Annotated in this window: 17 protein-coding genes; 5 read left to right on the top strand and 12 right to left on the bottom strand. The window is 23.2% G+C overall.

What is annotated here, in order from left to right; all coding sequences use genetic code 4:
- Window positions 1-24: 24 nt before the first annotated feature.
- Genes HLA92_RS02840 through trpS form a run of 3 tightly spaced genes read right to left on the bottom strand, consistent with a single transcriptional unit; the run spans window position 25 to window position 3,260 of the window.
- A complete protein-coding gene (locus HLA92_RS02840; protein ID WP_171113336.1) occupies window positions 25-519 on the bottom strand; it encodes a hypothetical protein in 495 nt (164 codons plus the stop codon).
- On the bottom strand, window positions 519-2,264 hold the full coding sequence (gene thrS, locus HLA92_RS02835) for a threonine--tRNA ligase (protein WP_171113333.1): 1,746 nt from the start codon (window positions 2,262-2,264) through the stop codon (window positions 519-521). Before thrS ends, HLA92_RS02840 begins: the two co-directional genes overlap by 1 nt.
- A gap of 6 nt (window positions 2,265-2,270) precedes the next feature.
- Window positions 2,271-3,260 carry a tryptophan--tRNA ligase gene (gene trpS / locus HLA92_RS02830; RefSeq protein WP_171113331.1) on the bottom strand — a complete coding sequence of 330 codons (990 nt, stop codon included), beginning with the start codon at window positions 3,258-3,260 and terminating at the stop codon, window positions 2,271-2,273.
- 157 nt (window positions 3,261-3,417) lie between these two features.
- Here trpS and HLA92_RS02825 point away from each other — a divergent pair, with 157 nt between their 5' ends.
- The 4 genes from HLA92_RS02825 to HLA92_RS02810 all read left to right on the top strand — a co-directional run bounded on the left by HLA92_RS02825 (window position 3,418) and on the right by HLA92_RS02810 (window position 9,627).
- Window positions 3,418-4,149: a nitroreductase family protein gene (locus HLA92_RS02825; RefSeq protein WP_171113329.1), complete on the top strand. Its 732-nt coding sequence runs from the start codon at window positions 3,418-3,420 to the stop codon at window positions 4,147-4,149.
- 139 nt (window positions 4,150-4,288) lie between these two features.
- Complete coding sequence (locus HLA92_RS02820) at window positions 4,289-4,660, top strand: PTS glucose transporter subunit IIB (protein WP_171113327.1); 372 nt, start codon at window positions 4,289-4,291, stop codon at window positions 4,658-4,660.
- Between the two features lie 94 nt (window positions 4,661-4,754).
- Entirely contained in the window at window positions 4,755-8,864 is a 4,110-nt protein-coding gene (locus tag HLA92_RS02815; RefSeq protein ID WP_171113325.1) for a DEAD/DEAH box helicase, read from the top strand.
- Complete coding sequence (locus HLA92_RS02810) at window positions 8,854-9,627, top strand: hypothetical protein (RefSeq protein WP_171113323.1); 774 nt, start codon at window positions 8,854-8,856, stop codon at window positions 9,625-9,627. The genes HLA92_RS02815 and HLA92_RS02810 overlap by 11 nt, the downstream gene beginning before the upstream one ends.
- A 39-nt stretch (window positions 9,628-9,666) precedes the next feature.
- On the opposite strand, the gene HLA92_RS02805 is transcribed toward HLA92_RS02810, so the two are convergent.
- The 3 genes from HLA92_RS02805 to mnmE are packed head-to-tail and all read right to left on the bottom strand — an operon-like array spanning window position 9,667 to window position 13,678.
- Window positions 9,667-11,019 (bottom strand): exonuclease/endonuclease/phosphatase family protein, encoded by a 1,353-nt coding sequence (locus tag HLA92_RS02805; protein WP_171113321.1) that lies wholly within the window; start codon window positions 11,017-11,019, stop codon window positions 9,667-9,669.
- 6 nt (window positions 11,020-11,025) lie between these two features.
- Window positions 11,026-12,357, bottom strand: a complete 1,332-nt coding sequence (rlmD, locus tag HLA92_RS02800; RefSeq protein WP_171113319.1) for a 23S rRNA (uracil(1939)-C(5))-methyltransferase RlmD — start codon at window positions 12,355-12,357, stop codon at window positions 11,026-11,028.
- 1 nt (window position 12,358) lies between these two features.
- Window positions 12,359-13,678: a tRNA uridine-5-carboxymethylaminomethyl(34) synthesis GTPase MnmE gene (mnmE, locus tag HLA92_RS02795; RefSeq protein ID WP_212751818.1), complete on the bottom strand. Its 1,320-nt coding sequence runs from the start codon at window positions 13,676-13,678 to the stop codon at window positions 12,359-12,361.
- Between the two features lie 371 nt (window positions 13,679-14,049).
- On the opposite strand from mnmE, the gene HLA92_RS02790 reads away from it, so the two are divergent.
- Window positions 14,050-14,955: a nucleotidyltransferase gene (locus tag HLA92_RS02790; RefSeq protein WP_171113317.1), complete on the top strand. Its 906-nt coding sequence runs from the start codon at window positions 14,050-14,052 to the stop codon at window positions 14,953-14,955.
- A 231-nt stretch (window positions 14,956-15,186) separates the two neighbouring features.
- Here HLA92_RS02790 and HLA92_RS02785 read toward each other — a convergent pair whose 3' ends face one another.
- Genes HLA92_RS02785 through asnS form a run of 6 tightly spaced genes read right to left on the bottom strand, consistent with a single transcriptional unit; the run spans window position 15,187 to window position 22,811 of the window.
- Complete coding sequence (locus HLA92_RS02785; RefSeq protein ID WP_171113315.1) at window positions 15,187-16,044, bottom strand: DegV family protein; 858 nt, start codon at window positions 16,042-16,044, stop codon at window positions 15,187-15,189.
- Window positions 16,044-17,555 (bottom strand): MHO_4530 family protein, encoded by a 1,512-nt coding sequence (locus HLA92_RS02780; RefSeq protein ID WP_171113314.1) that lies wholly within the window; start codon window positions 17,553-17,555, stop codon window positions 16,044-16,046. The genes HLA92_RS02785 and HLA92_RS02780 overlap by 1 nt, the downstream gene beginning before the upstream one ends.
- Window positions 17,556-17,557: 2 nt before the next feature.
- Window positions 17,558-19,792 (bottom strand): ATP-dependent helicase, encoded by a 2,235-nt coding sequence (locus HLA92_RS02775; RefSeq protein WP_171113312.1) that lies wholly within the window; start codon window positions 19,790-19,792, stop codon window positions 17,558-17,560.
- A gap of 9 nt (window positions 19,793-19,801) precedes the next feature.
- Window positions 19,802-20,470 carry an RDD family protein gene (locus tag HLA92_RS02770; protein ID WP_171113310.1) on the bottom strand — a complete coding sequence of 223 codons (669 nt, stop codon included), beginning with the start codon at window positions 20,468-20,470 and terminating at the stop codon, window positions 19,802-19,804.
- Window positions 20,470-21,459 (bottom strand): glycosyltransferase, encoded by a 990-nt coding sequence (locus tag HLA92_RS02765; RefSeq protein WP_171113308.1) that lies wholly within the window; start codon window positions 21,457-21,459, stop codon window positions 20,470-20,472. Before HLA92_RS02765 ends, HLA92_RS02770 begins: the two co-directional genes overlap by 1 nt.
- Window positions 21,460-21,467: 8 nt before the next feature.
- A complete protein-coding gene (gene asnS, locus HLA92_RS02760) occupies window positions 21,468-22,811 on the bottom strand; it encodes an asparagine--tRNA ligase (RefSeq protein WP_171113306.1) in 1,344 nt (447 codons plus the stop codon).
- Between the last annotated feature and the right edge of the window lie 6 nt (window positions 22,812-22,817).

The following is a 22,817-nucleotide window of genomic DNA, read 5'->3' as shown; positions in this document are numbered from 1 at the left end:
CCTCTATAAAGACATTAAAGTTATTTAATCTAACAATGACTTATTTTTTTGTCTTTCAAGTATATCTCTTTGTTTTTTCTTTTCTCATTGTATTTTAGCAATATGTTTATTTACTAAAATAGTAGGGAAAAAAGAAAAAAATAATACAATACATAAAATTATTCTTAAAAATCATAATGTATCACTAAACGCACTTGACATAGTTAATGATAAAAGCACTACTGAAATAGGCATTAAAACATTAAAAATTTCAAAACCAAATCATTTAAATACATAAATAAATAATAATGTATTTGCAACATATATTCATCACATACCAAAAGTAATTAAAAGTAACATTCATCAAGTTAAATTATATGAATATGCTTCATATATTTGTGGAATGTCATGACCTAAGAAAAAAATCCCTAACACTGATGGTATCACAATAAATATCATATTATATAATGCAATTCTTCAATGATATGTTAATCCTAAAACTCTCTCTATTTTATAAGTTTCTACTTTGTAATTTGACATTATTTTAATTCTCTTTTTAGTAGTATAAATTTATTTAGTAACTCTTCTTGTGTAAATACTTGAGTATTTTCTTGACCATACGCTCTTAAACTAATTGTTTTTTCTTCTACTTCTTTGTCACCAATAATTGCAACATATTTAGCTTTTTGAATTTGAGCTTCTCTAATTTTTTTATTCATTCTTTCATTTCTTGAATCAAATTCTACATTAATATCATTTTTTAGAAAAAATGAATACAATTCTTGTCCATATTCATAATGTTTTTCTGATATTGGAACAATAACTAATTGTTTAGGCGATAATCAAAATGGAAGAACTCCTTTAGTTTGTTCTAGTAAAATTGCAACAAATCTTTCATATGTACCAATTAAACCGCGATGAATTAAAACTGGTGTAACTACTTGTTCATTTTGATCTATAAATTTCATTTCAAATTTTGCTGGTAATAAAAAGTCCAATTGAAGAGTTGACATTGTAATAATTCTTCCGATACTTGTTTTAATTTGAATATCAATTTTAGGTCCATAAAATGCAGCTTCACCTACAAATTCTTTATATTCAACATTTAATTCTTTTAATAAATCTCTTAAGTCATTTTCTGCTTTGTTTCATATTTCATCATCATCAAAAAACTTTTCTTTATTTTCTGTATCACGTAATGAAAGTGAAATATGATCAATTTCAATATTAAAATCACCTAATGCTTCTAATATCATTTTGTATAAATGTTTAAATTCATCTTTTATTTGATCAGGTCTTACAAATATATGTCCTTCAGTTAAATCCATGGATCTAACTCTTTCTAATCCTGTTAAAGCTCCAGATTTTTCATATCTATATAATCTTGATTGTTCACTATAACGAATAGGTAAATCACGATATGATCTTCTGGTCATATTAAATAACATAATATGATGAGGACAAGTCATTGGACGTCCAATTAATTGCTCATTGTCCATTTCAATAGGTTTAAACATTGTTTCTTGATAATGTGCTCAGTGACCTGAAATTTCATATAATTTCTTTTCACCAAAATGTGGTGTTAGTACTTCTTTAAAACCATATAATTTATCTAATTTAGTTACATAATCACGAATAGAATTATGAATTTTCATTCCATCTTCTAATCAAATTGGAAATCCTTGCCCCGCTAATTGATTAAATGTAAAAATGTTTAATTCTTTTCCTATTTTACGGTGGTCTCTTTCTTTTCTTTCTTGTAATATTTGTAAGTAATTATCTAATTCTTCTTTAGTTTGTCAACTAGTTCCATAAATTCTGGTTAGCATTTTATTTTTGCTATCACCTTTTCAATAAGCTCCTGCTAAAGATAATATTTTAAAATGTTTAATTTCTTTTACATTATCAATATGATTTCCTGCACATAAATCAGTAAATAATACTTGTCCATTATCAGGATTTTGTAAACTATAAAATGTTACTTCTTTGCCTTGTAATTTAAATTCATCATAAAGTATTTTTTTATATGGTTGAGATGTTAAATCATACTCTGTTTCTGAAACTTGCACCATTTTTCAATTACCTTTTGCAAGTTTTTTCATTTCTTTTTCAATATCATTTAAATTTTCTTCTAAAAGTGGTTGAGAAAATTCAAAATCATAATAAAACCCATCTTCTATAGCTGGACCAATGCCTAATTTTGTATCAGGATAAAGTTTTAATACTGCAGCGGCAAGTAAATGACTTGTTGAGTGATTTAATTTTGTTTTATAATCATTGTTCATAATTTATTAAAAACCCATTTTCTCCATTAAATTATCTAATAATGGTTTAGCAATAAGTTGGGCTTTTTTTGCTCCTTTTTCTGTAACTTTTTCAACTTCATTTAATGATTGTTTAAATTTTGACTGAATTTCTGTTAAAAGATTTTTTACTTCAGTAGCAACTGCTTCTTTAAAAATTTTATAATTTTCATCTTTAAATTGATTTTCTGCTTCTTTTGCTGTTATATTTTTTAAACCAGCGTAAATATTTAATAAATTAGTTACCCCAGGTTTTTGGTTGGATATATAAACCTTATTTTCAGAATCAGTAACAGCTTTTAAAATTTTATTATAAGCAGAAGTAGGATCTTCTAAAAGATAAATAGTTCCTTTAGCACTTTTATTACTTTTAGACATTTTTGATGTGGGGTCTTGTAAATCTTTTATTCTTGCTCCTGTTTCAGGTATATATGCTTCAGGAATTGTTAAATTTGTTTTATACTTATTATTTAATCTTTTGGCAATCGTTCTTGTTAATTCCACGTGTTGAGTTTGGTCTTCTCCTACCGGTACATATTCAGCACCATACAATAATATATCCCCAGCCATTAACGTAGGATACATTAATAGTCCTGTTGGAATGCTTTCAGTTCCATTACCTTGTTTAATAGATTTTTGACTTTTATCTTTAAACTGTGTCATACGATTTAATTCACCTAATGTTGTTTCACATGTCATTAATCATTGCATCATTCCGTGTTCATATACTTGTGATTGATAAAAAATTGTACACTTTTGAGGATCTAATCCACAAGCTAAATACAAAGCGACTACTTCTTTTCTTCTTCTTTTTAATTTTTCTGGATCACTATCATTTGTTGTTAAAGCATGTAAATCTGCTACAAAATAATAAGCATCAAATTTATTTTGTAAATCAATAAAATTTTTTAATGCCCCTAAATAATTACCAAGCGTTAATTCACCTGTTGGTTTTATTCCACTCAATAGTCTTTTCATAATATACACCTCATTGATTTGTATTTTAAATTATATTATAAATTATTTACATAGTAAATAGAAACTAAAAATTACTCAAATCATTTACTAGTAAATTTATAAAAATTTAAAAAAATCATTAAAAGAATAATAAAATTTAAATTAAAGGAGAAAAGAAATGACATTTAGTGAAAAAATAAAAAATAGATATAGTGTAAGAGATTTTGATCCACAAAAAAAGTTAACACCAGAACAAGAACAACAAATTTTAGATGCAGTTTCTAGTGCACCAACATCATCAAATTGACATTCATCATCAGCTATTGTAATAAAAGATCCAAAAGTTTTAGAACGTTTAGGTCAAATTCACCCAAGAGCAAAACAAATTCAAACATGTTCAATGCTTATTGTGTTTTTAGCTGACTATAACAGAATGAATATGGCTTTAAAAGAATTCCCAGAATACAAATACAACAATCACGATTCAGAAACATATACTGTTGCAGTTGGTGATGCATTTATTCAAGCAACAACTGCTCAAGCAATGGCAATTGATTTAGGTTTAGGAACTTGTTTTTTAGGTTTAGTTAGAGTAGCAGTACAAGAAATAATTGAAGTTTTAAATATAAAAGGACAAGCCTTTCCTGTGATAGCTTTAGCTATTGGACACAAAAATACAGAAGGTATTGTTAAACCAAAATTAAACAGAATTTACCAAGAAAAATACAATATTGAACAAGTTACAAAAGAAGTCGCAGAATATAATATTACAATAAAAAAATTTTTCGAAACAAATGCACAAACTACCACACCTTTAACATATACAGAAGCAATGGCAAAAGTTGGTTCATCATATAAAATGAATACAAAAGAAATAGAAGATATTTGAGAATTAGAACTTAAAAAATAAATTAAATACTCAGTATCTATAAGAAAACACAAGATTTAATATAAGTTTTGTGTTTTTTATATAAATTAACACACATTTCATGTTTTTAAATATAAAATGTTTTATATTCGTATAATATAAATAAATTATTGGAGGAATAGTGCGTAAATTACATAAATTTTTATACATATTCACTATTATTTGCACATTAGGAATTATTAAACTATTTTGAAAATCATATGAGCAAAAAGAAATAAATTCACAACTATCAGTTGAAAATAAATTAAAATTTTCACTAGATGAATTAATAAGATATTTAGATGGTATAAATAACATAGAAAGTGTATATTGTACTCATAAAATACTCAAAATCCAACTGAAAAGTAGAAAAAATATTCAAATAGAGAAAATTAAATCTTTAAATTCTATTGAAGGAATTTTATTGAAAAGTGATGGAATATCATTAATAACTGGCAACAATGCTAAATATATACACAAAATCATAAATGAAAAAATGCAAAACCGGAATTAATCCGGTTTTGTTTGTTCTTTTAGGTACTAATTTCAAAGTTATAATATAATTAAATTATTAATAATTTAAATTATTAAAATTATTGGAGATTTATATGCAAAAAACCCGTAACTATGATTTTTTATTAACAAATCTTTTAGATATAAATAATAGTGATAGTACATTGAATTTTAGTATTGATAATGAAAAATATTTTGATGTCTTTAAAATGTCAGATTACGATACATTTGATAAATTGTGTAAACAACACACTTTTTCAGTGGAATTCGGAGAATATGGACAAAAAAAATTAATTAAAAAAATTCAACAATCAAGAAGTAAAGAAGAAATTCTTCAATATTATGATGAATATTCAATGAATTTACCACTAGAAATTCAAAATCGTTTAAACATTGACTTTGAAAACGAAAAAAATAAAATAACTTCTTTTTTAGAGAGTCGTTTCCAACGTTCAATTATTAAATGAAAAAAAATTAAATCAAAAGCAGATAATTCGATTATTGAAAAAAATATTTGACCTTTACATTTGGGTTTTTTCTTCATAAATGTTGTAACTGATAAAAAGGATATTTTTGCACCTTTATTTTTTAAAGAAGTTCAAATTGAAATTAAGAACTCATTAGTGTATATTAATAGTTCAAGTGATGTTAAAGTTAATGCGAAATTAGTTACTTTTTTACAATCAAATGGTTATTCATTTGACACTTCTAATTTTGATTTTTCTTCAAAATCTATTGATGAAATTTATAGTTATTTTTATAATCAATGAAACAAAATTTACCAAATTCCAGCAAGCATAAACACAAAAATACCAAGTCATAAAGAAATAAACAATCATACTACAATTTCTATTTATTCAGGTTTAACATTAGGATTATTTGAAGTCTCTAGTGGTTATTTATGAAATCAAATGAAAAAAATCATTGAAAATGATGAAATAGAAGAAATTTTTGCAACAGACTACGATAAAAATAATTACAAGAAAAAAATTGAAGACGTTATTTTTAAAAAAAATTTTGGATTATATAAAATTCAACAAACAAATTTTTCACAAGATTATGCAACCACAAGTGCTTTATATCATGACACAATAATTTGAGGCCCTCCTGGAACTGGAAAAAGTCAAACTATAACTAATTTAATTGTTAATATACTTGCTCGGGATCTTTCTGCTATCATAGTTTCTCAAAAAAGAGCAGCATTAGAAGTTATTAAAAACAGATTACAAGATATTTCTATTTTTGGTATATTTATTTTACAAGATAGAACCATGAAATTAGATACATTTTATAAACCGTTACAAGATTTTATTTCTAAAATTGAAAACTTTAACAATATTGATGGTGAAAATTATTTTAAAATTCTTTCAAATGAAGATAAAGAAATTGTTGAAAGAGCAGGCGAAATTAAATCCATGCCTGAATATCAAAATGTACTAAACGCATATTCAACAATGTCACAAGTAAATATAAATTCTGATTTATTAGAGAGTTTAAATAAATTAGACAAATACATAACTTACAACCTTCATACCTATCAAACCGATTATATGTCCATTGTATCTGCATTATATACAAATAACAAGGGCAAAAAACCTACTTCATTTATGAAACTAACCAACTCCTTCCCAAAAAATATTAAAGAAAGTGCACAAATTATTGCTGACAATTTAAATTTATTACATGTTGATATTGATAATGCAATTAAATATATTGGAACGGTTAGTTTTGAAAATCTTCAATTAGTTGAATCATTTTTCAAAAATTCTTTAAAAAATAAAACTATTCAACTAAATGATCCTAAAAAACTAGCAAAAATGCTCGTTCAAAAAACTAAAGAAAAAATCGATAATTTTAATGACATAGAAAAAAGACAATATCGTGAATTTGCAATGTCGGTGCGTTCTGCTGGAAAAAGTCCTTATAAATTTTTCCACGAACACAAAGAAATGATTAAAAAGTTATTTTCAGTTATTATAACAACTCCTGATACTGATTTAAGTATGTGAGGTAAAGAAGAATTTGATTACGCTATTTTAGATGAATCTTCACAAATTTTCTTAGAAAAAGCTATTCCAATTTTATATTTAGCAAAAAGAAAAATTCTTGCTGGTGATGATAAACAAATGCAACCTACTAAATGATTTAGTGCATCATATGCAGTTGAAGAAGATGAAGACTTTAAAAACATTCAATCTGTTTTAGATTACGCTCAAGCAAGAGGTGTTTATAATGTTCTTTTAGATAAAAATTATCGATCAAAAAAAGCATCATTAATGACCTTCAGTTCTAAAAACTTTTATGATTCTAAGCTAGATGTAGTGGATGATTATAAAAGTAAATTAAAAGATACTTCTATTGAAGTAATCCAAGTAGAGGGTACATGAAATAATTCTGTAAATGAAAAAGAAGCCGATATTGCTTTAGATATAATTAATGAACAAATATCAAAATATGACACTATTATATTTTTAGTGTTCAACTCAAAACAAGAAATATATATTGAAAATCAAATATTATCTAAATATCCAAATCTTGAAGAAGCCATTGCAAATGGAAATTTAACTATTAAAAATATTGAAAACGTTCAAGGAAATGAAGCTGATCTTATTGTTATCAATGTAGTTTATGATAAAAATACACAACTAAGTGCTACATATGTTGCAAGACCTGGTGGAAAAAATGCTTTAAATGTTGCTATTTCTAGAGCAAAAGAAAAAATGATTGTTATAAAATCATTAAAATCTGAAGATATAAAAATTTCTGAAACATCTACAGATGATATTAAAATTTTAAAAGAATGATTGAAATTTTTAGAATTAAACGAAAATAGCAAAAAGAATTACATCAAAAATTCTAAAATAGATAGTTGAACAGAAACAATAAATTTAGATATTTCACCTTCCTTTTTAAATGAAATTACTGAGACACTTAATAAAGAAATAATTCAAAAACAATCTCAATTAATAATAGAAAGAGATTATAGTATTGGTACAAAATCAATTAATATTGCAATAATAAATAAATACACAAATAAATTACTTTTAGCTTTGATGGTAGATGATTATAGTTATGCAGGAAATAAAAAATTATATTTACAATTTAAAGACAATATTTTATTTTTAATTAGCAAAAACTACCCATTAATTGTTATTGAAGAATTAGATTGAAAAATTAATAAAAAAAATATATTAAACAGTATAAAAGACATAGTAGCACAAAATACTGTTGAAGTAGTTTCAGAAGATTTAACAAAGGAAATTGAACTACAACACGCTCAAAAAACTGTAGAATTGAATTATGATATATATGATATAGATGAATCTGATGATTATATTTGAAATATTGATGAATCTCTATATGAAGATATAAATATAAAACAGGAAGATATTCCTGTTGCATTAAATAATTTAGACAATGCAATTACAAAAGAGGATTTAAATAATTTATTTAATAATAATGATACAAATTCACAGCCAAATAATAATAATAATTTTGAGGAACTAAATAAACTGGATAATACTCACCATTTTGATGACCATTCTAATATTTTTGAAAGCAAAAATGTATCTATAAACAATACTCAAGAAAATAATATTTTCCAAAATGAAAATTTATTTACTTTAGATAAACAAGACCAAAACACGATAAATGATAAAATAAATCCAAATAAATCCAATGATAATTTTGATACTGCATTACTAGAATTACAAGGTCTAATTACAAACTCTAATAATCAAATAACAAACAAAACAACAAACGAAAACATTAAACAACAAAGTTTTGATATTTTAAACGATAATAATCAAGAAAATACCAATTTTTCATTTTTATTCAATGATTTACACCAAGAAAAAGAAGAACCAATTCATAGAACAAATAATAATGATACTTTATTTGAATATGATGAAACTAAAAATATAGACAATGAAAATATTCATGATGAATTCATAGATAATGAAGAACCTCTATTTACAGAAGAAAAACAAAATTTTTTAAATCCTGTTGAAATTTTTTCTTCAGAAGAAAATATAGATAATAAAGAAGAAATAATTGATGATTTTTTAGAAAATGATCCTTTTATTAACACTCAAAACTCACTACCATTAGAACAAGAACAACAAACTTCAAACTATGACCAACCTTCAGAAAATTACAATGATTTAGATGATGATTATATTGAAAGTGAGAATAATGAAAATTAAAAATATACCCCATAAATGAAAAAATATAATTTGAATTTTTTCTAGTGTATTAGTTATTTCTACACTTGTCGGAATAACTTTTGGTACTGTAAAAAAAGATAATTACATACAATCATATGATTTCACAAAACAAATTTTTGATGAAAATGAAATAAATAAATTTCTAAAAATTGAGAAAAAAGACAATATATCTAACATTACAGCTAGTGATTTTGCTTCACAATTTAAAAAACATGTGTCATTAAATTCAGAAACATTAAAACAATATACACACATAACCAAAGATGTAAATTGAGATGATTATATAATAAGAATATTTAATATAATAATTAATAAATCTGATAATAGTTTAAATTTTATGGTGGAATTTAAACATAAAACAACGCAAAAAATAACTATTTTTCAAAAAATAATTTCTGGATTTAAAAATACTAAATTAGAAAAAATACAAGAACAAGAAGTATCAAAAATAAAAACTACTTTTACATTCAAACCAATTGAAAATAAAAACATCAATGATTGAATTACAAGTATAAATAAATCAAATAACCCAATTGAAAAAACTTATTTATTTTCTGACTTAGTTCAAACTTTAATAAATCGAGAATATGTTTTATATATTGTGGATAAAATTACAAAAGAAAATAATAAAATATCATTTAAATACAAATTATGAAAATTAGAATTTGATAGAAATATCTCTACATTTACTCAAACTTTTTCAGATGAATTCAGTTCTAGTATAGATGTAAACTCAAAATAGAAAAGTCGCATTACTCTGTGACTTTCTTTTTATTTTAATTTAATCTACAAAATATTTTATTAATTTTGTATAAGATTTTGATTCTTTAAATTCAAAATTTTTAGAATCATAAATTATTGCAACTTGTTCTGTTTGATCTTTACCAAATCTTTGTTGGTCAATTAAAAATTGAGGAATAATAGTATCTTCTCTATTTTGAACAATAAATTTAAATCTTTGTGAATTATCCAATGTATTTAAATTATCAACAATTTCTTTAACTGTTTCACCAGCTTTATCATTTATTTCAGTTAAACCTACTAAATCAAATCCTGATTTGTATATTATATTTGCTATAGCTAAACTTTTAGCTTTTCCACCATTATAATTTAAAATATTTCAATGAGCAATTCTTAATGTTTTATCACTTTTTCTTAGTCCTTCATATCCTTGAAGCAATGTACTATCAACTTTTATATTTTCAATTTTTGTTACATTTTTTAAATTAACATCACTAAAAACTGGTGCATGGTCACTAATTCTATTTCTAATTGTTAAATTATCATTTTTTGATTCTTTAAAGTCATTTAATCTTTTTAATATATCTTTTTCAATGAAATATTTAAATGTTTTATAAATATCAATTTTATATTCCTTAACTGTATCACCTTTAATAGTATCAATTCCAAAATTTTCCTTGTCATTATTTATAAAAAACATTTTGTCATATTGGTTTGAATAATTTCCTTTTGTACCTAAACTTGTTAAGTATTTTTCACCATATCCTTTAAATTTTAAGTTTTTATCTAAAGTACTTTCTATTTCATCTGAGAATTTTCTAGCTAAATAATAGTTTTCATTTTTTATATTAGTATCACCACCAAAAATAGTTAAAGAAGATTTAAATTCATCACGATAATATTTCAATAAATTTTCAATTCCTAAAAACTCACTAACTTCTTGTGCTCCTTGTTTATTTAAATCACTTTTTTTTGTATTACTATCAACTAATGAAAAAGAAGGTGATTTTTCTTTATATTTATCTTTTTTTCTTTTATCTGGACTATCAAAGTGATCAAAAACAACACTTAAATCTTTATTGTTAGCTTTGATTAAAAATTTAGCACCAAAAGGAGGTCTTACATAAATTGTTTCATTTTTTTGTAAAGAAGTTAATTTATTTCTTTCTGTTTGTGAAATTTGAGAATTTTCTTCTATTTTTTTAGAAGGTATATTTTTGTCTTTTTTACCATCATCAATTGTTTTAGTTTGTTTTTGATTTTCTATTATATTTTTATAAGCAAAATAACCACCACACCAGCAGCGATTAATAATAAAATTACTGTAGCAAAAATTATTTTCTTTGATTTTTTTGATTTTCGATTTCTTACCATATTTTTCCTTTTTTAACAATTTAAATTATTTTTTAAACAATATCCCAACCACTTCAATATGAGGAGTTTGAGGAAACATATCTACAGGTTGTATAAATTTAATATCATATCCTCTTTCTTTAAAATAAATTAAATCTCTCACCATGGTGTGAACATTGCAACTTATATAAGCTATTTCTCTTGGTTTTTGAGAAGTTATTAAATTTATAAAATCTAAACTCAATCCAGCTCTTGGAGGATCTACACACACTATATCAAAATTAATATTTTTACTTTTTAAAATATTCATTTGTTTATCAATATCATTTGCATAAAAATCAATATTACTAATATTATTTATTTTTTGAGCTTCTTTAGCATTTAAAATAGCGTCTTTTACTATTTCTATACCTATTACTTTTTTAGCTTTTTTAGCTAAAAAAGAAGTTATTGTACCTATTCCACAATAAGCATCCAATATAATGTCATCAGGATTTACATTAATATTATTTAACATCGTGTTATATAAATTTGAGGTTTGCAAGGAATTAATTTGAAAAAAAGAATTTCAGTTAATTTTAAATTTAAAATTTTCAATTTTATCATTTATAAAATTATTTCCATAAACTGCATTGAAGAAAAATCCCAATAAATTATTTTTATCTTTTACATCATCAACATTATGTATAATCGATTTTATTTCTTTTATTTTTGAAATTAATAATTCTATAAATATCTCATTAATTTTGTGTTTATTTTCAGTAATAAATACAATTTGAAGTTCACTTTCATCTTTATTACTTCTTATCATTATTCTTTTTAATTTATTATTTTGTAAATTAAATCTATTAATATTGTGTTTTAAAAACAAAATTACTTTTTTAATTAAAGAAGTTGCTAAATTATACTCTGTTTCTTCAACTAAATTATGAGACATTTTTTCATATGTACCCATTTTATATTTATTGTTTTCTAATTCGAGAAATAGAACTATTTTATTACGATAATTTCATTCATTAATTGATGGAATAATGGGCTTTACATTTTCATAATTTAGTTGTCTTTTAAATAAATAAGAAACAATATTTTGCTTAAATTCCAATTGATCTTTATAACTTAAAATACTAAGAGGATTATTTGTTATTTCTTTTAAATTATTTTCACCATTTATTCTTTTTGGGTTTGTTTTAATTAAATTAATTATTTTTGCAAAAGCAAATTTTGAATTTACTTTTACTAATTTTATATCTGCTATTTCGTTTTCAAGCATTCCAAAAACAAAAATAGAATAATTTTTCTTTCTAATCACACCTAAAGCATCATAACTAAATTCTGTTGTTTCTTGATGTTTTAAAACATCATTTACTTTATATTCCATGCTATTTACCTAAACAAAAATTACTAAAGATTGTTGTAAGTAAATCTTCTGAAGAATCTTTTCCAACAATACTTGCTATATCTTTTCATGCTTCCGTTATATCAATTATGACAACTTCAGGTCCGAAACCATTATCCAACCCTTCTAAAGCTTGCTCTAAATTTATTTTAGCCGATTTAATAGATGCTAATTGTCTTGTGTTATAAATTAAATAATCACTATCTAAATCAATATCTTTATAATTTTCAACTAAAGCTTTTTCTAATTCATCTAAATCATTATTTAATGCTGAAATTTTAATTTTATCTTGATCTTTAATTTGTAAAATATCATTTTTATTATAAACACGAATATATTTTTTAAATTGAGAAGAATTTTTAATTTCTTCATCTTCTTCATCGATTTTATTATTTGAATCTATAACATGAATAACTATATCAGATGATTCAATTATTTGTTTAGCTTTTTCAATACCAATTTTTTCAATTTTATCTTCTGTTTTTCTTATTCCAGCAGTATCAATTAATTTAAATAAAATACCATCAATTTGAAAACTACCTTCAACTATATCTCTAGTTGTTCCTGCTATATCAGTTACTATTGCTTTTGATTCTTTAATTAATGCATTTAATAATGAACTTTTTCCTACATTTGGTTTACCGACGATTGCAACTTTAATTCCTTCATAAATTTTTGAAGCATTTTCTGAAACGCTAATAATTTTAGTAATATCTAATATTAAATTATTTAAAATAGGTTTTACTATATTTGAAGTTAATTGCTCAATATCTTGTATTTCTGGATAATCAATATTGACTTCTAAATTTCCAATTAAATAAGTAATTTTGTTTAAAAAATCGTTTATTAATGATGAAAATTTATTATCAAATTTTTTAATTGAAAGTTGTGCTTGTTTTTTTGTTTGAGCATGAATTAAATCATTGATAGCTTCTGCTTTAACTAAATCTATTTTTCCATTTAAATAAGCTCTTCTACTAAATTCCCCAGGATTTGCTAATCTTGCTCCATAAGATAAAATTAATTCTAAAATAATATTAGAAACAATTATTCCACCATGACAATTTATTTCTATAGTATCTTCACCTATATAATTATTTTTCCCAGGGAATCAAGCCACTAAAACTTCATCTATTATTTGTTCATTATTTTTGATAAATCCAAAAGTAATTTCTTTATTTTTTCCTTCTTTTCCTGTAAATATTTTTTTAATTATATTTATTGCTTCAGGACCTGTTATTCTTATTATAGAAATTGCTTGATTAATTTTTCCTGAACTTATTGCAGCTATTGTGTCTCACATAATTTATTATTATATATTTTTTAAAAAATAAGTTTTTAAATTCAAAGTTTATCTGATTTAATTTTTATATTTTAAATAATAATAATAAGTTATGTTAAAAATGTATAAAACTAAAATTATCACTTTAAATAAGTATTTTTTTATTTTTTAAATTGTTTATTAAATGTAAAAAATAAAATAAAAATTCCATTATTTATTTATTAAAAATCATATTTTGTTAATAAAGAGTTTAGAAATAAATAATAAATGTTTAAAATAATGTTATTTATATGAAAATTAAAAATTATTGACATTATTTACACTTATTAACATATGAAAGATATTTACATTATGATATAAAAAATTAGATAAAATATTTGAAAGGAGTTTTTATGTCAGTTGCAATAATTGCAGAATATAATCCATTTCATAATGGACATATTTATCAATTAAAAAAAGCTAAAGAAATTTTTAAAGATGAAAAAATTTATGTAATATTAACAGATAATTACACACAACGTGGCGATTTTAATGTTTTAGATTTTGAATATCGTAAAAAATTAGCTTTAGAATATGGTGCAAATGAAGTCATTAAATTAGACTTTAATTATAGTACTCAAGCAGCTCACATTTTTGCTCGTGGAGCAATAAAATTAGTTCATGATAATAAAATAGATAAAATATTTTTCGGTTCAGAAACAGAAGATGTTTTTGAATTTATAAAAGCAGCTAGTGCAATGAAAAATAATTTAGATGACTACAATAAAAATGTCAAAAAATGATTAAAACAAGGTTTTTCATTTGTTAGATCGTCTTCTGAATCTTTAAAACAATTAATAGGTCAAGAATTCAAACTACCTAATGATATTTTGGGTTTTGAGTATGTTAAAGAAATAATTTTTAATGATTATGATATAAAACCTTATTGTATAAAAAGAACTATTCCATTTCATTCAGAAGAAACTAATAATGAATTTGCAAGCGCAACGTATATTCGTGAGTTAATTTTTAATAATCAAGATTTTTCAAAATATAGTCCAATTAAACTTCAAAATATTCCAGATAGGTTGAAAAATCATTATAAAGAAATACAAGAAATAATAAAAAATATTTCAGGTGAAGAATTAAGTAAAATCCCTATGGTATCAGAAGGAATGGAAAATTTATTTAAAAAAAATATTTATGCAGATAATTGAACTGAATTTATTGACTTATGTACAAGTAGAAGATATACAAAATCTAGAATTCAAAGAACATTATTACAAATTTATATAAAATATAAAAATCAAAAAAAATAAAACTAATATTACAAAAAAAAACATTTTTAAGTGATTTTATCAACAAAAAGTAAAGGTGGACAACGAAAATCAACATTGCAAGTGTTAATTTGCGTTATCCACCTGTATTTTACATTTTTTGATTTTTTTCCGAAACTCAGGAGAAGAAAATAATTAAGAGTGTTATTTTTATATAAAATGTATAAAAAATCAGATATCGTATGATATCTGAGTATAAAATGATGAATTTAGTTATGATTCGATGTGTTTAGAAACTCCCACACTAATTGAATCAATTCCAGCATGGATCATAATAGAACTTGCGCCTAAAGTTTGAAAAGCGGGGAAAATATCATAAGTCTTAAATATTTCTGTTGCAATTTTGACTAATTCAGGATCACCAGTATTTATTATTCAAAAGTTATAATATTTTATTTCATTCTCTCCACCAATAAATAAAATTAGTTTTTCAATTGACTTATTTATAGCAGATCTCATTGAACGCTTTACGCTATCAGCAGATACACCATCTTTATTTTTAATAATAGGTATTAATTTTAAACTAGTTAAAATTAATTTTTGATATTTTTTTAATCTTCCACCATTAATTAAGGTGTTTAAATTAGCAGGAATTATGTAGTTTAAACTTTTTTGATTATATTCATCTAAAAATGCCAACATCTGTTCAATTGATTCATTTTCTTCATTCATTTTTAATATTTTTTTACCTACTCACACATATTGATATGAACAAAAGTTGTTATCAAAAACAACAATTTTATCATTGTAATTATTATTATCAATTATTTTTTTTAGAAAATCATGTTCACTTGATAAATGACTATTTAAAGGTAAAATAATTACTTGATCATATTTTTCGTATCAATTTTTTAGAGATGTTTCCATATAACCAAATGGAGGCAGTGATGTTTTACATTCTAAACCTTTTCTTAATTGTACTAAAACTTCTACATTAGAAATTTCCATACCTTCTAGTTTGTTTATACCACCTACATTTATTTGTAAAGGTAAAAATTCAAAACCAAAATCTTTTGCTTCTTTTTCAGTAAAACCTGAAAATGAATCGATAACAATACCTAATTTTTTCATTATTCTGTCTCCTTTGAGTATAAAAAATTATTTAAATTTTTTCTTATTTTATAACCTTGTTTGACTATATTTAAATTTTCAAAAATAAATTTAATATTAGTATCTTTTACATAATTAATCAATCCAACTAGATAACTAAAATCTTTTGATATATCTAATGATGAAGTAATTTTATTAGTAATTACAACTCATTGAGAATTGAGTTTTTGTAATAGTTGAATTACATTATTATTGATTGTTGCAAATCCTATTATTACATCTATTCCATATGCTTTTAAACTTAGCGCTTTTTTGTAAATTAAATTTCAATTATTGAGTTTATCTATAACAACAACAATTTTTATTTGATCAATTTGTTGTGTAAAATATTTTTTAATTTCTTGTTCAGATAAGTATAAAAACTCATAATCTATTATAGGGAAAAGAAATACATCTGTTTTATTTTTTATCTTTATATTAACAAATTTATCTAAAAAATTGTATTTTAAACTTGTATTTATTAAAACAAAATTGGATTCATAGTTATTATTATCTATTTCCGGGTATACAAACTTAATATTAGAAGGTTTATTTAAAAATTCATAAATAGGTTGTTCTTGATATTTAATGACACCTTTTTGTAATAAATTTGCAATTTTTTTATAGTTCTTTTCAAATTGATTTATTTTTTCATCTGTAAGATATGAATTATTTAAAACGAGAATTTGAGATTCTTTTTTAGTTAAATACTGTAAATATTCTATTTCATCAATGTTATTATCTAGGTTTGATATTTTAAAATTATTAGGAATAAATATAATTCCATTACATAATTTATCTAAAAATGAAGTTTCAAATGTTTTTAATAATTTATAAAAATATTTGTTTAATAAATTATGTTTATCTATATTAACACAAAGATAAATAATAGAATATTTAATAAAAAGCTTATATTTATATTTTCTATCTAATTTGCTAACTATGTATTTAACAATAAAATCCTTTTTTTGAATATTTATGTCTTTTAAGTTTAAAAATATTTTAAAAGAATTTTTTTCTTGATTAATATCATTGTAATTGTTTACGTAATTTATTTGTATGTGTGTGTCTTTTTGTACTGATTGTCAATATAATAGTGCAGCATTTTCTTCATTTATATTACTAGGACTAATAAGTGTTAATTTCATGTTGTATTTATTAGTTTTTAAGTCAATAGATATATCTTTTTTACTGTGTTTTATTTCTTGAAAAAGATCTAAAATAGTACTTTGAAAATTGGTTAAAAATAAATTGGAAAATTCTTGAAAAGATAATCAATGTCCTTTATTGAATTTTTGATTAGAAGTAAAAGGAATTAAATTACCTGAAATATTTTGATAAGATAATAGTTTTATTCTTTTGTTTTTATAATCAATTGTTAAAGGTATAAATCCATAAGTATTTTTATATTTATTTACATATGCAAAAATGATTATTATAATGGTTACAAATATTATTAATAAAAATATGGATATTAAAATTACGAGTGTCACAATTAATTATCTTCCTCATCTGAGACATATTTTTTAATAGGAGCTTGTGATTTTGATAATGTTCTATTTGATCCATCAATATCAAATTTCACTTCTATTACATCACCCATAGAACTTATAACAATACCTTTACCAAATTTAGAATGAACAATTTTATCACCAGCTATTATTTTCATATTTTCATTTATATCATCTGCAATACTAAATGAATTAGCAATACCTATTAATCTTCCAGTACCCTTTACTCCTGCTTCTTGAATAAATCTAGATTCTTCATTATGTTTAGAAGTAGAAAAACTTACAAATAATTTTTTCTTAGCTCTAGTTATTGCTACATAAGCTAATCTTCTTTCTTCTTCTAATAGTTCTGGATTTTCTGTATTAACATTTGCTTTTGTTTTGTTAAATAGTGGAAATTTTTCCCCTGGTGATAAAATTGAACGGTAGTGTGGAAAGATATTTTCAGCAAGACCAGCAATAAATACATAGTCATATTCTAGTCCTTTTGCATTATGTACAGTCATTAAAGAAACATACGAACTAACATCGTCTTCAGGATCTCTATCTGTAATTAAAGTGATTTCTTGAAGATATTCATCAATACCGCTATTTGGATTTTTATGTTCTCAGTTTTCAATAGCAGAGATTAAAGATTTAAAGTTTTCTATTTTGTTTTCTAATTCATCTTCTGTTAATTTTAAAGAACCGAAATAATTGATTTTATGATAAAGTAATTCATATAAAACTTTAGAAATGCTAGTAGTTTGAATTCTTCTTCTTGATCATCTAATTGCATTAATTAGATTAGCAATATTTTCAATTGTACTTCTGTTAATACCTGTTATTTTTTGTAAATCTACAAACCGAGATTCTAAAGTTGTTCATAAATCTTCATTGTAATTTGCGGCATATGATAATAATTTTTGTATTGTTTCAGATCCAATTTTTCTTGATGGTTTATTAATAATTCTTAATAATGAAATTTCAGAACCATCATGTATTACTCTTAAATATGCTAAAGCATCTTTTATTTCTTCTCTTTGATAAAATCTAATTGAACCAAATACTTTGTGATTTGTATTTTCAAACATCAATGCTTCTTCAATTGCTCGAGAATATGAGTTAGTTCTATATAAAATAGCAATATTTTTTAATTGTACTCTTTTGCGTTTTAATTCTCCGATTTTAGCAGCTATTCATCTAGCTTCAGCTTCATCACTAAAACCACAATAAAATTCTATATTTTCACCTTCTTCATTTTCAGTAAATAATCTTTTTTCCACTCTTAAAATGTTTTTGCTAATTAATTTATTAGCTGCTTCAATAATTTTTTTACTTGAACGGTAATTTTGTTCTAATTTAATAGTTTCTACATTTTGAAAATCTTTATCAAAATTTACAATGATATTAATGTCAGCATTTCTTCATGTATAAATTGTTTGATCTGGGTCACCTACTATAGTGATGTTTTGATTTTTTGCTAATACTTTAACAATATCATATTGTATTTGACTAGTATCTTGAAATTCATCGACCAGAATATAATCAAACATATTTTCTCATTTTTGTCTAATGTTTTGATACTTTGGATCATAAAAAAGTTGGCGAGTATAAACTAATAAATCGGTAAAATCCAATGAATGTGTATTTTTTAAGTGTTTTTCATATTCATCATAGATATAAGGTCTTAAATCTTTTTCCGAATGTTTTTTATTAAGGATTTTTTGTTCTTCTTCTGCTTCCTGGATAGCATCAAAAGGTGTTTTTAAATTATTTTTAGCATTATCTATATAACTTAAAACACTTGAAACACTATATTCCTGAGAATCTATACCTAATTTTCCATATATTAATTTAAGAATTTGTTTTTGATCTAATTCATCTAAAATTTGGAAATCATTTGGATAATTAATGTTACTTATTTCTCTTCTAAGTATTTTTGAACATAATGAGTGAAATGTAGAAATAACTGGTTTTTCAAAAGTATTATCAATCATATCTAAAGCACGTTCTCTCATTTCATTTGCTGCTTTATTTGAAAAAGTTACAGCTAATATTTTAGAAGGAGAAATGTTTATATTTTTAATTAAGTGAGCAATTTTATAAGTAAGAACTCTAGTTTTACCACTACCAGCTCCAGCAATAAGTCTTAATGGACCTGTGGTATGTAAAACAGCCTTTTTTTGTTGTTCATTTAATGAATCTAAAGTAAATTCATTGGTCATTTCATTTTTCATAATAGCTCCTTAATTTATAAAATTTATTTTAGGTAGTATTCTTTTTTTAGGTTTTATGATGTTATTGTGTCAATCACTATCATCAATTACTGTTTCAATTTTATTTTTATATACTACAAAAGAATTTGAAAAATTATCATTTCATCCTATTTTTGAATGTCTAGCTGTTGTAATAACTAAAAAAGAATCAATAAAAGATGTTACAGCACTTAATGTTAAAGGAATAGAAATAAAACCTCTTTGTGTTATTGTCAACTGATTTATTGTACTTTTGTTAAGTTTGGAAGCTTGAATAAAAGTTTCAGGACTTACAAAAATAATAAATAAAATCAATACAATAATTCACAATCAAGCAAATAATAATTGTCTTTGTAAAATAACTTTTTTTAATTTATATTTCTTTGATGAGGGAATAATTTTTAATTTGGTTATTATCATTCCTATCGTTTTACCTTTCGAAATGAGTGGAATGATAATTCAAATTAATAAAATATAAAATATTATTAAAATAATTCAGATGTAATAAAAGTAGTTTTCATAGAAATTAGCATTTTTTTTATCAATAACTAAAACGGAAGTAATTAATAAAAAAATGAAGAAAATAGTGAAATCAATAATAGAAGATAGAAGTCTTCTTCAAAAAGAAGCTTTAAGATGTTGAGTAGTTGTTTTGTTCATTATAAAAATTTATAAAAAATATTATTTCAATTTTCTTCAATTGTATATTTTTCATCAACTAAATTTTGTAGGTTAGCAATTATTATATATTTATTACTTGGAGTAATTAAATCATTTTTATAAATATTATTAAGTTCATCAATAAGAGTATTTTTTATGACTTTTAAATTGGGATGTTTTCCAATTAACTTCATTTTTCAATATTTAATGTAACCTAAATAACCAGCAATAAAAATTTGATAATGATAAAATTTACAAAAACTTCAAAGTTCTAAATCCGAATATTTTTTTTCAAATAAAGGAACCAGAGATTTTCATTCATTTTTTAAATTTTTTACATTGATATTTTGAATTGTGTAATTTCAATTATAAGTTTCAATTTCACTTGTATACATATATGTATTTGCATTCAGGAGAATTGAATAATTGATATCAATTGAATATTCTTTATTAAAACTTTTTAAAGATTTTCAATTTGCAAAAATTTGCTTTAATAAGTTTGTTTTTACAATTTTATTAAACATAACTGGTGAACTAAATACAATAGGATTATCATTTTGAGATAAGTCATAAATAGTATTATTTAGAGGTTTGATTTTTTCATTATGTTTTACATAACCACGATACATTGATCTTGTTTCTAAAATATCTATATTATTATTTTCTAAAATATTTAATAAATTTTCTACTCAGTTACTGTTTATTTCTGTATCAGGATAAAAAATAAATGAATATTCTTCTTTTGAATCTAATAAAGCTTCATAAATGACTTTATTAATTGCTTGATGTTTGGAATTTATTGTTATAGAGTAATTATCAATGTATAATAAATTTTTAATTTCATAAATTTCTTCTAATTGTTCTAGTGAAGGATTATCAATAATAATATGTAAATGAAAATTTTTGGATTTTTGTTCTAGTAAGTCTGCTAGTGTTGTTTTAATGCTTTCACTGGGATTATAAAATGGAACTATAATATTTAATTTCATATAATAACCTACATTTTTAAGTTTCCTGGTGTTCTTGGATAAGGTATAACATCTCTTATGTTATTGATACCAGTTACATACATAATTAATCTTTCAAAACCAACTCCAAAACCACTACTCATATAATCGCCATATTTTCTTAAATCTAAATATCATTGAAGAGGTTCGATATTCATATTTAATTCTTTCATTCTATTTAATAATTTATTGTAATCGGTTTCCCTTTGACTTCCTCCAACTAATTCACCTATACCTGGAACTAGTAAATCAAAAGCAGCCACTGTTTGATTATCTGGATTTTGATACATATAAAAAGCTTTAATTTGTTTTGGATAATTTATAACAGCAACAGGTCCCTTAATATATTCATTTGCAAGAAATTTTTCATGTTCACTAGCTAAATCAACACCAAATTCGAAGTTTTGTTCTTCAAATTTATCTTTATTTTGTTTTAAAATTTCTAATGCTTTTTGATATTCTAGAGTTTGAAGTTTGGTGTTTATAAATGTATTTAAATCTTCTAAAAGATTACTTTTGACATTGGCTTCTAAATATGCAAATTCATTAGGTAATTTTTTTATTGTATTTTTGATAGATGTTTTTAATAAATCATCAGCAAGATGAATGATTTGAGATAAATTATAAAATGCACATTCAGGTTCAATCATTCAAAATTCTGCTGCATGTCTTGAAGTATGTGAGTATTCTGCTCTAAATGTTGGTGCAAATGTATAAACTTTTTTAAAACCTAAAGCATATGATTCGGCATGTAATTGACCTGTTACACCTAAAGTTGCCTTTGCTTTAAAAAAATGTTCTTTGTTTTCATCATCAACAACAAATAATTCTCCAGCACCTTCACCATCATTTCCAGTAATAATTGGACTATTTACATACATAAAATTATTATCTGCAAAATATTTATGAATTTCTTGAGCTAATGCGGATCTAATTAAAAAAACAGTTCTTAATAAATTAGTTCTATGTCTTAAATGTGGTATTTCTCTTAAAAAATCTAAAGTAATTTCTTTTTTTTGTATTGGATAATCTTCATCTGAAATACTTAAAGCTTGAAATTTTGAAGCTTGTAATTCGATTGGTTGTTTAGCTGTTTCAGTATATACTAATTTACCTTCAATTGAAATAGCACTACCTAATCTAGCAGCTTCAACAAGATTTAAATCAATATTTTCTGCTTTTAAAACAACTTGTAAATTTTTAACTGAACTTCCATCATTAATTTCTAAAAAACGTATTTTGTTGTTTCCACGGTTGTTTGTCACTCAACCTTCAATTTTATATATTTGTCCATCAAAATCAATAGGTTTTTCATATATTTGTTTAATAGTCATAATACC

Source organism: Mycoplasma miroungirhinis, assembly GCF_013008815.1.
Lineage (GTDB): Bacteria > Bacillota_I > Bacilli_A > Mycoplasmatales > Metamycoplasmataceae > Metamycoplasma > Metamycoplasma miroungirhinis.
This window is presented reverse-complemented; position numbering and strand designations above follow the sequence as displayed.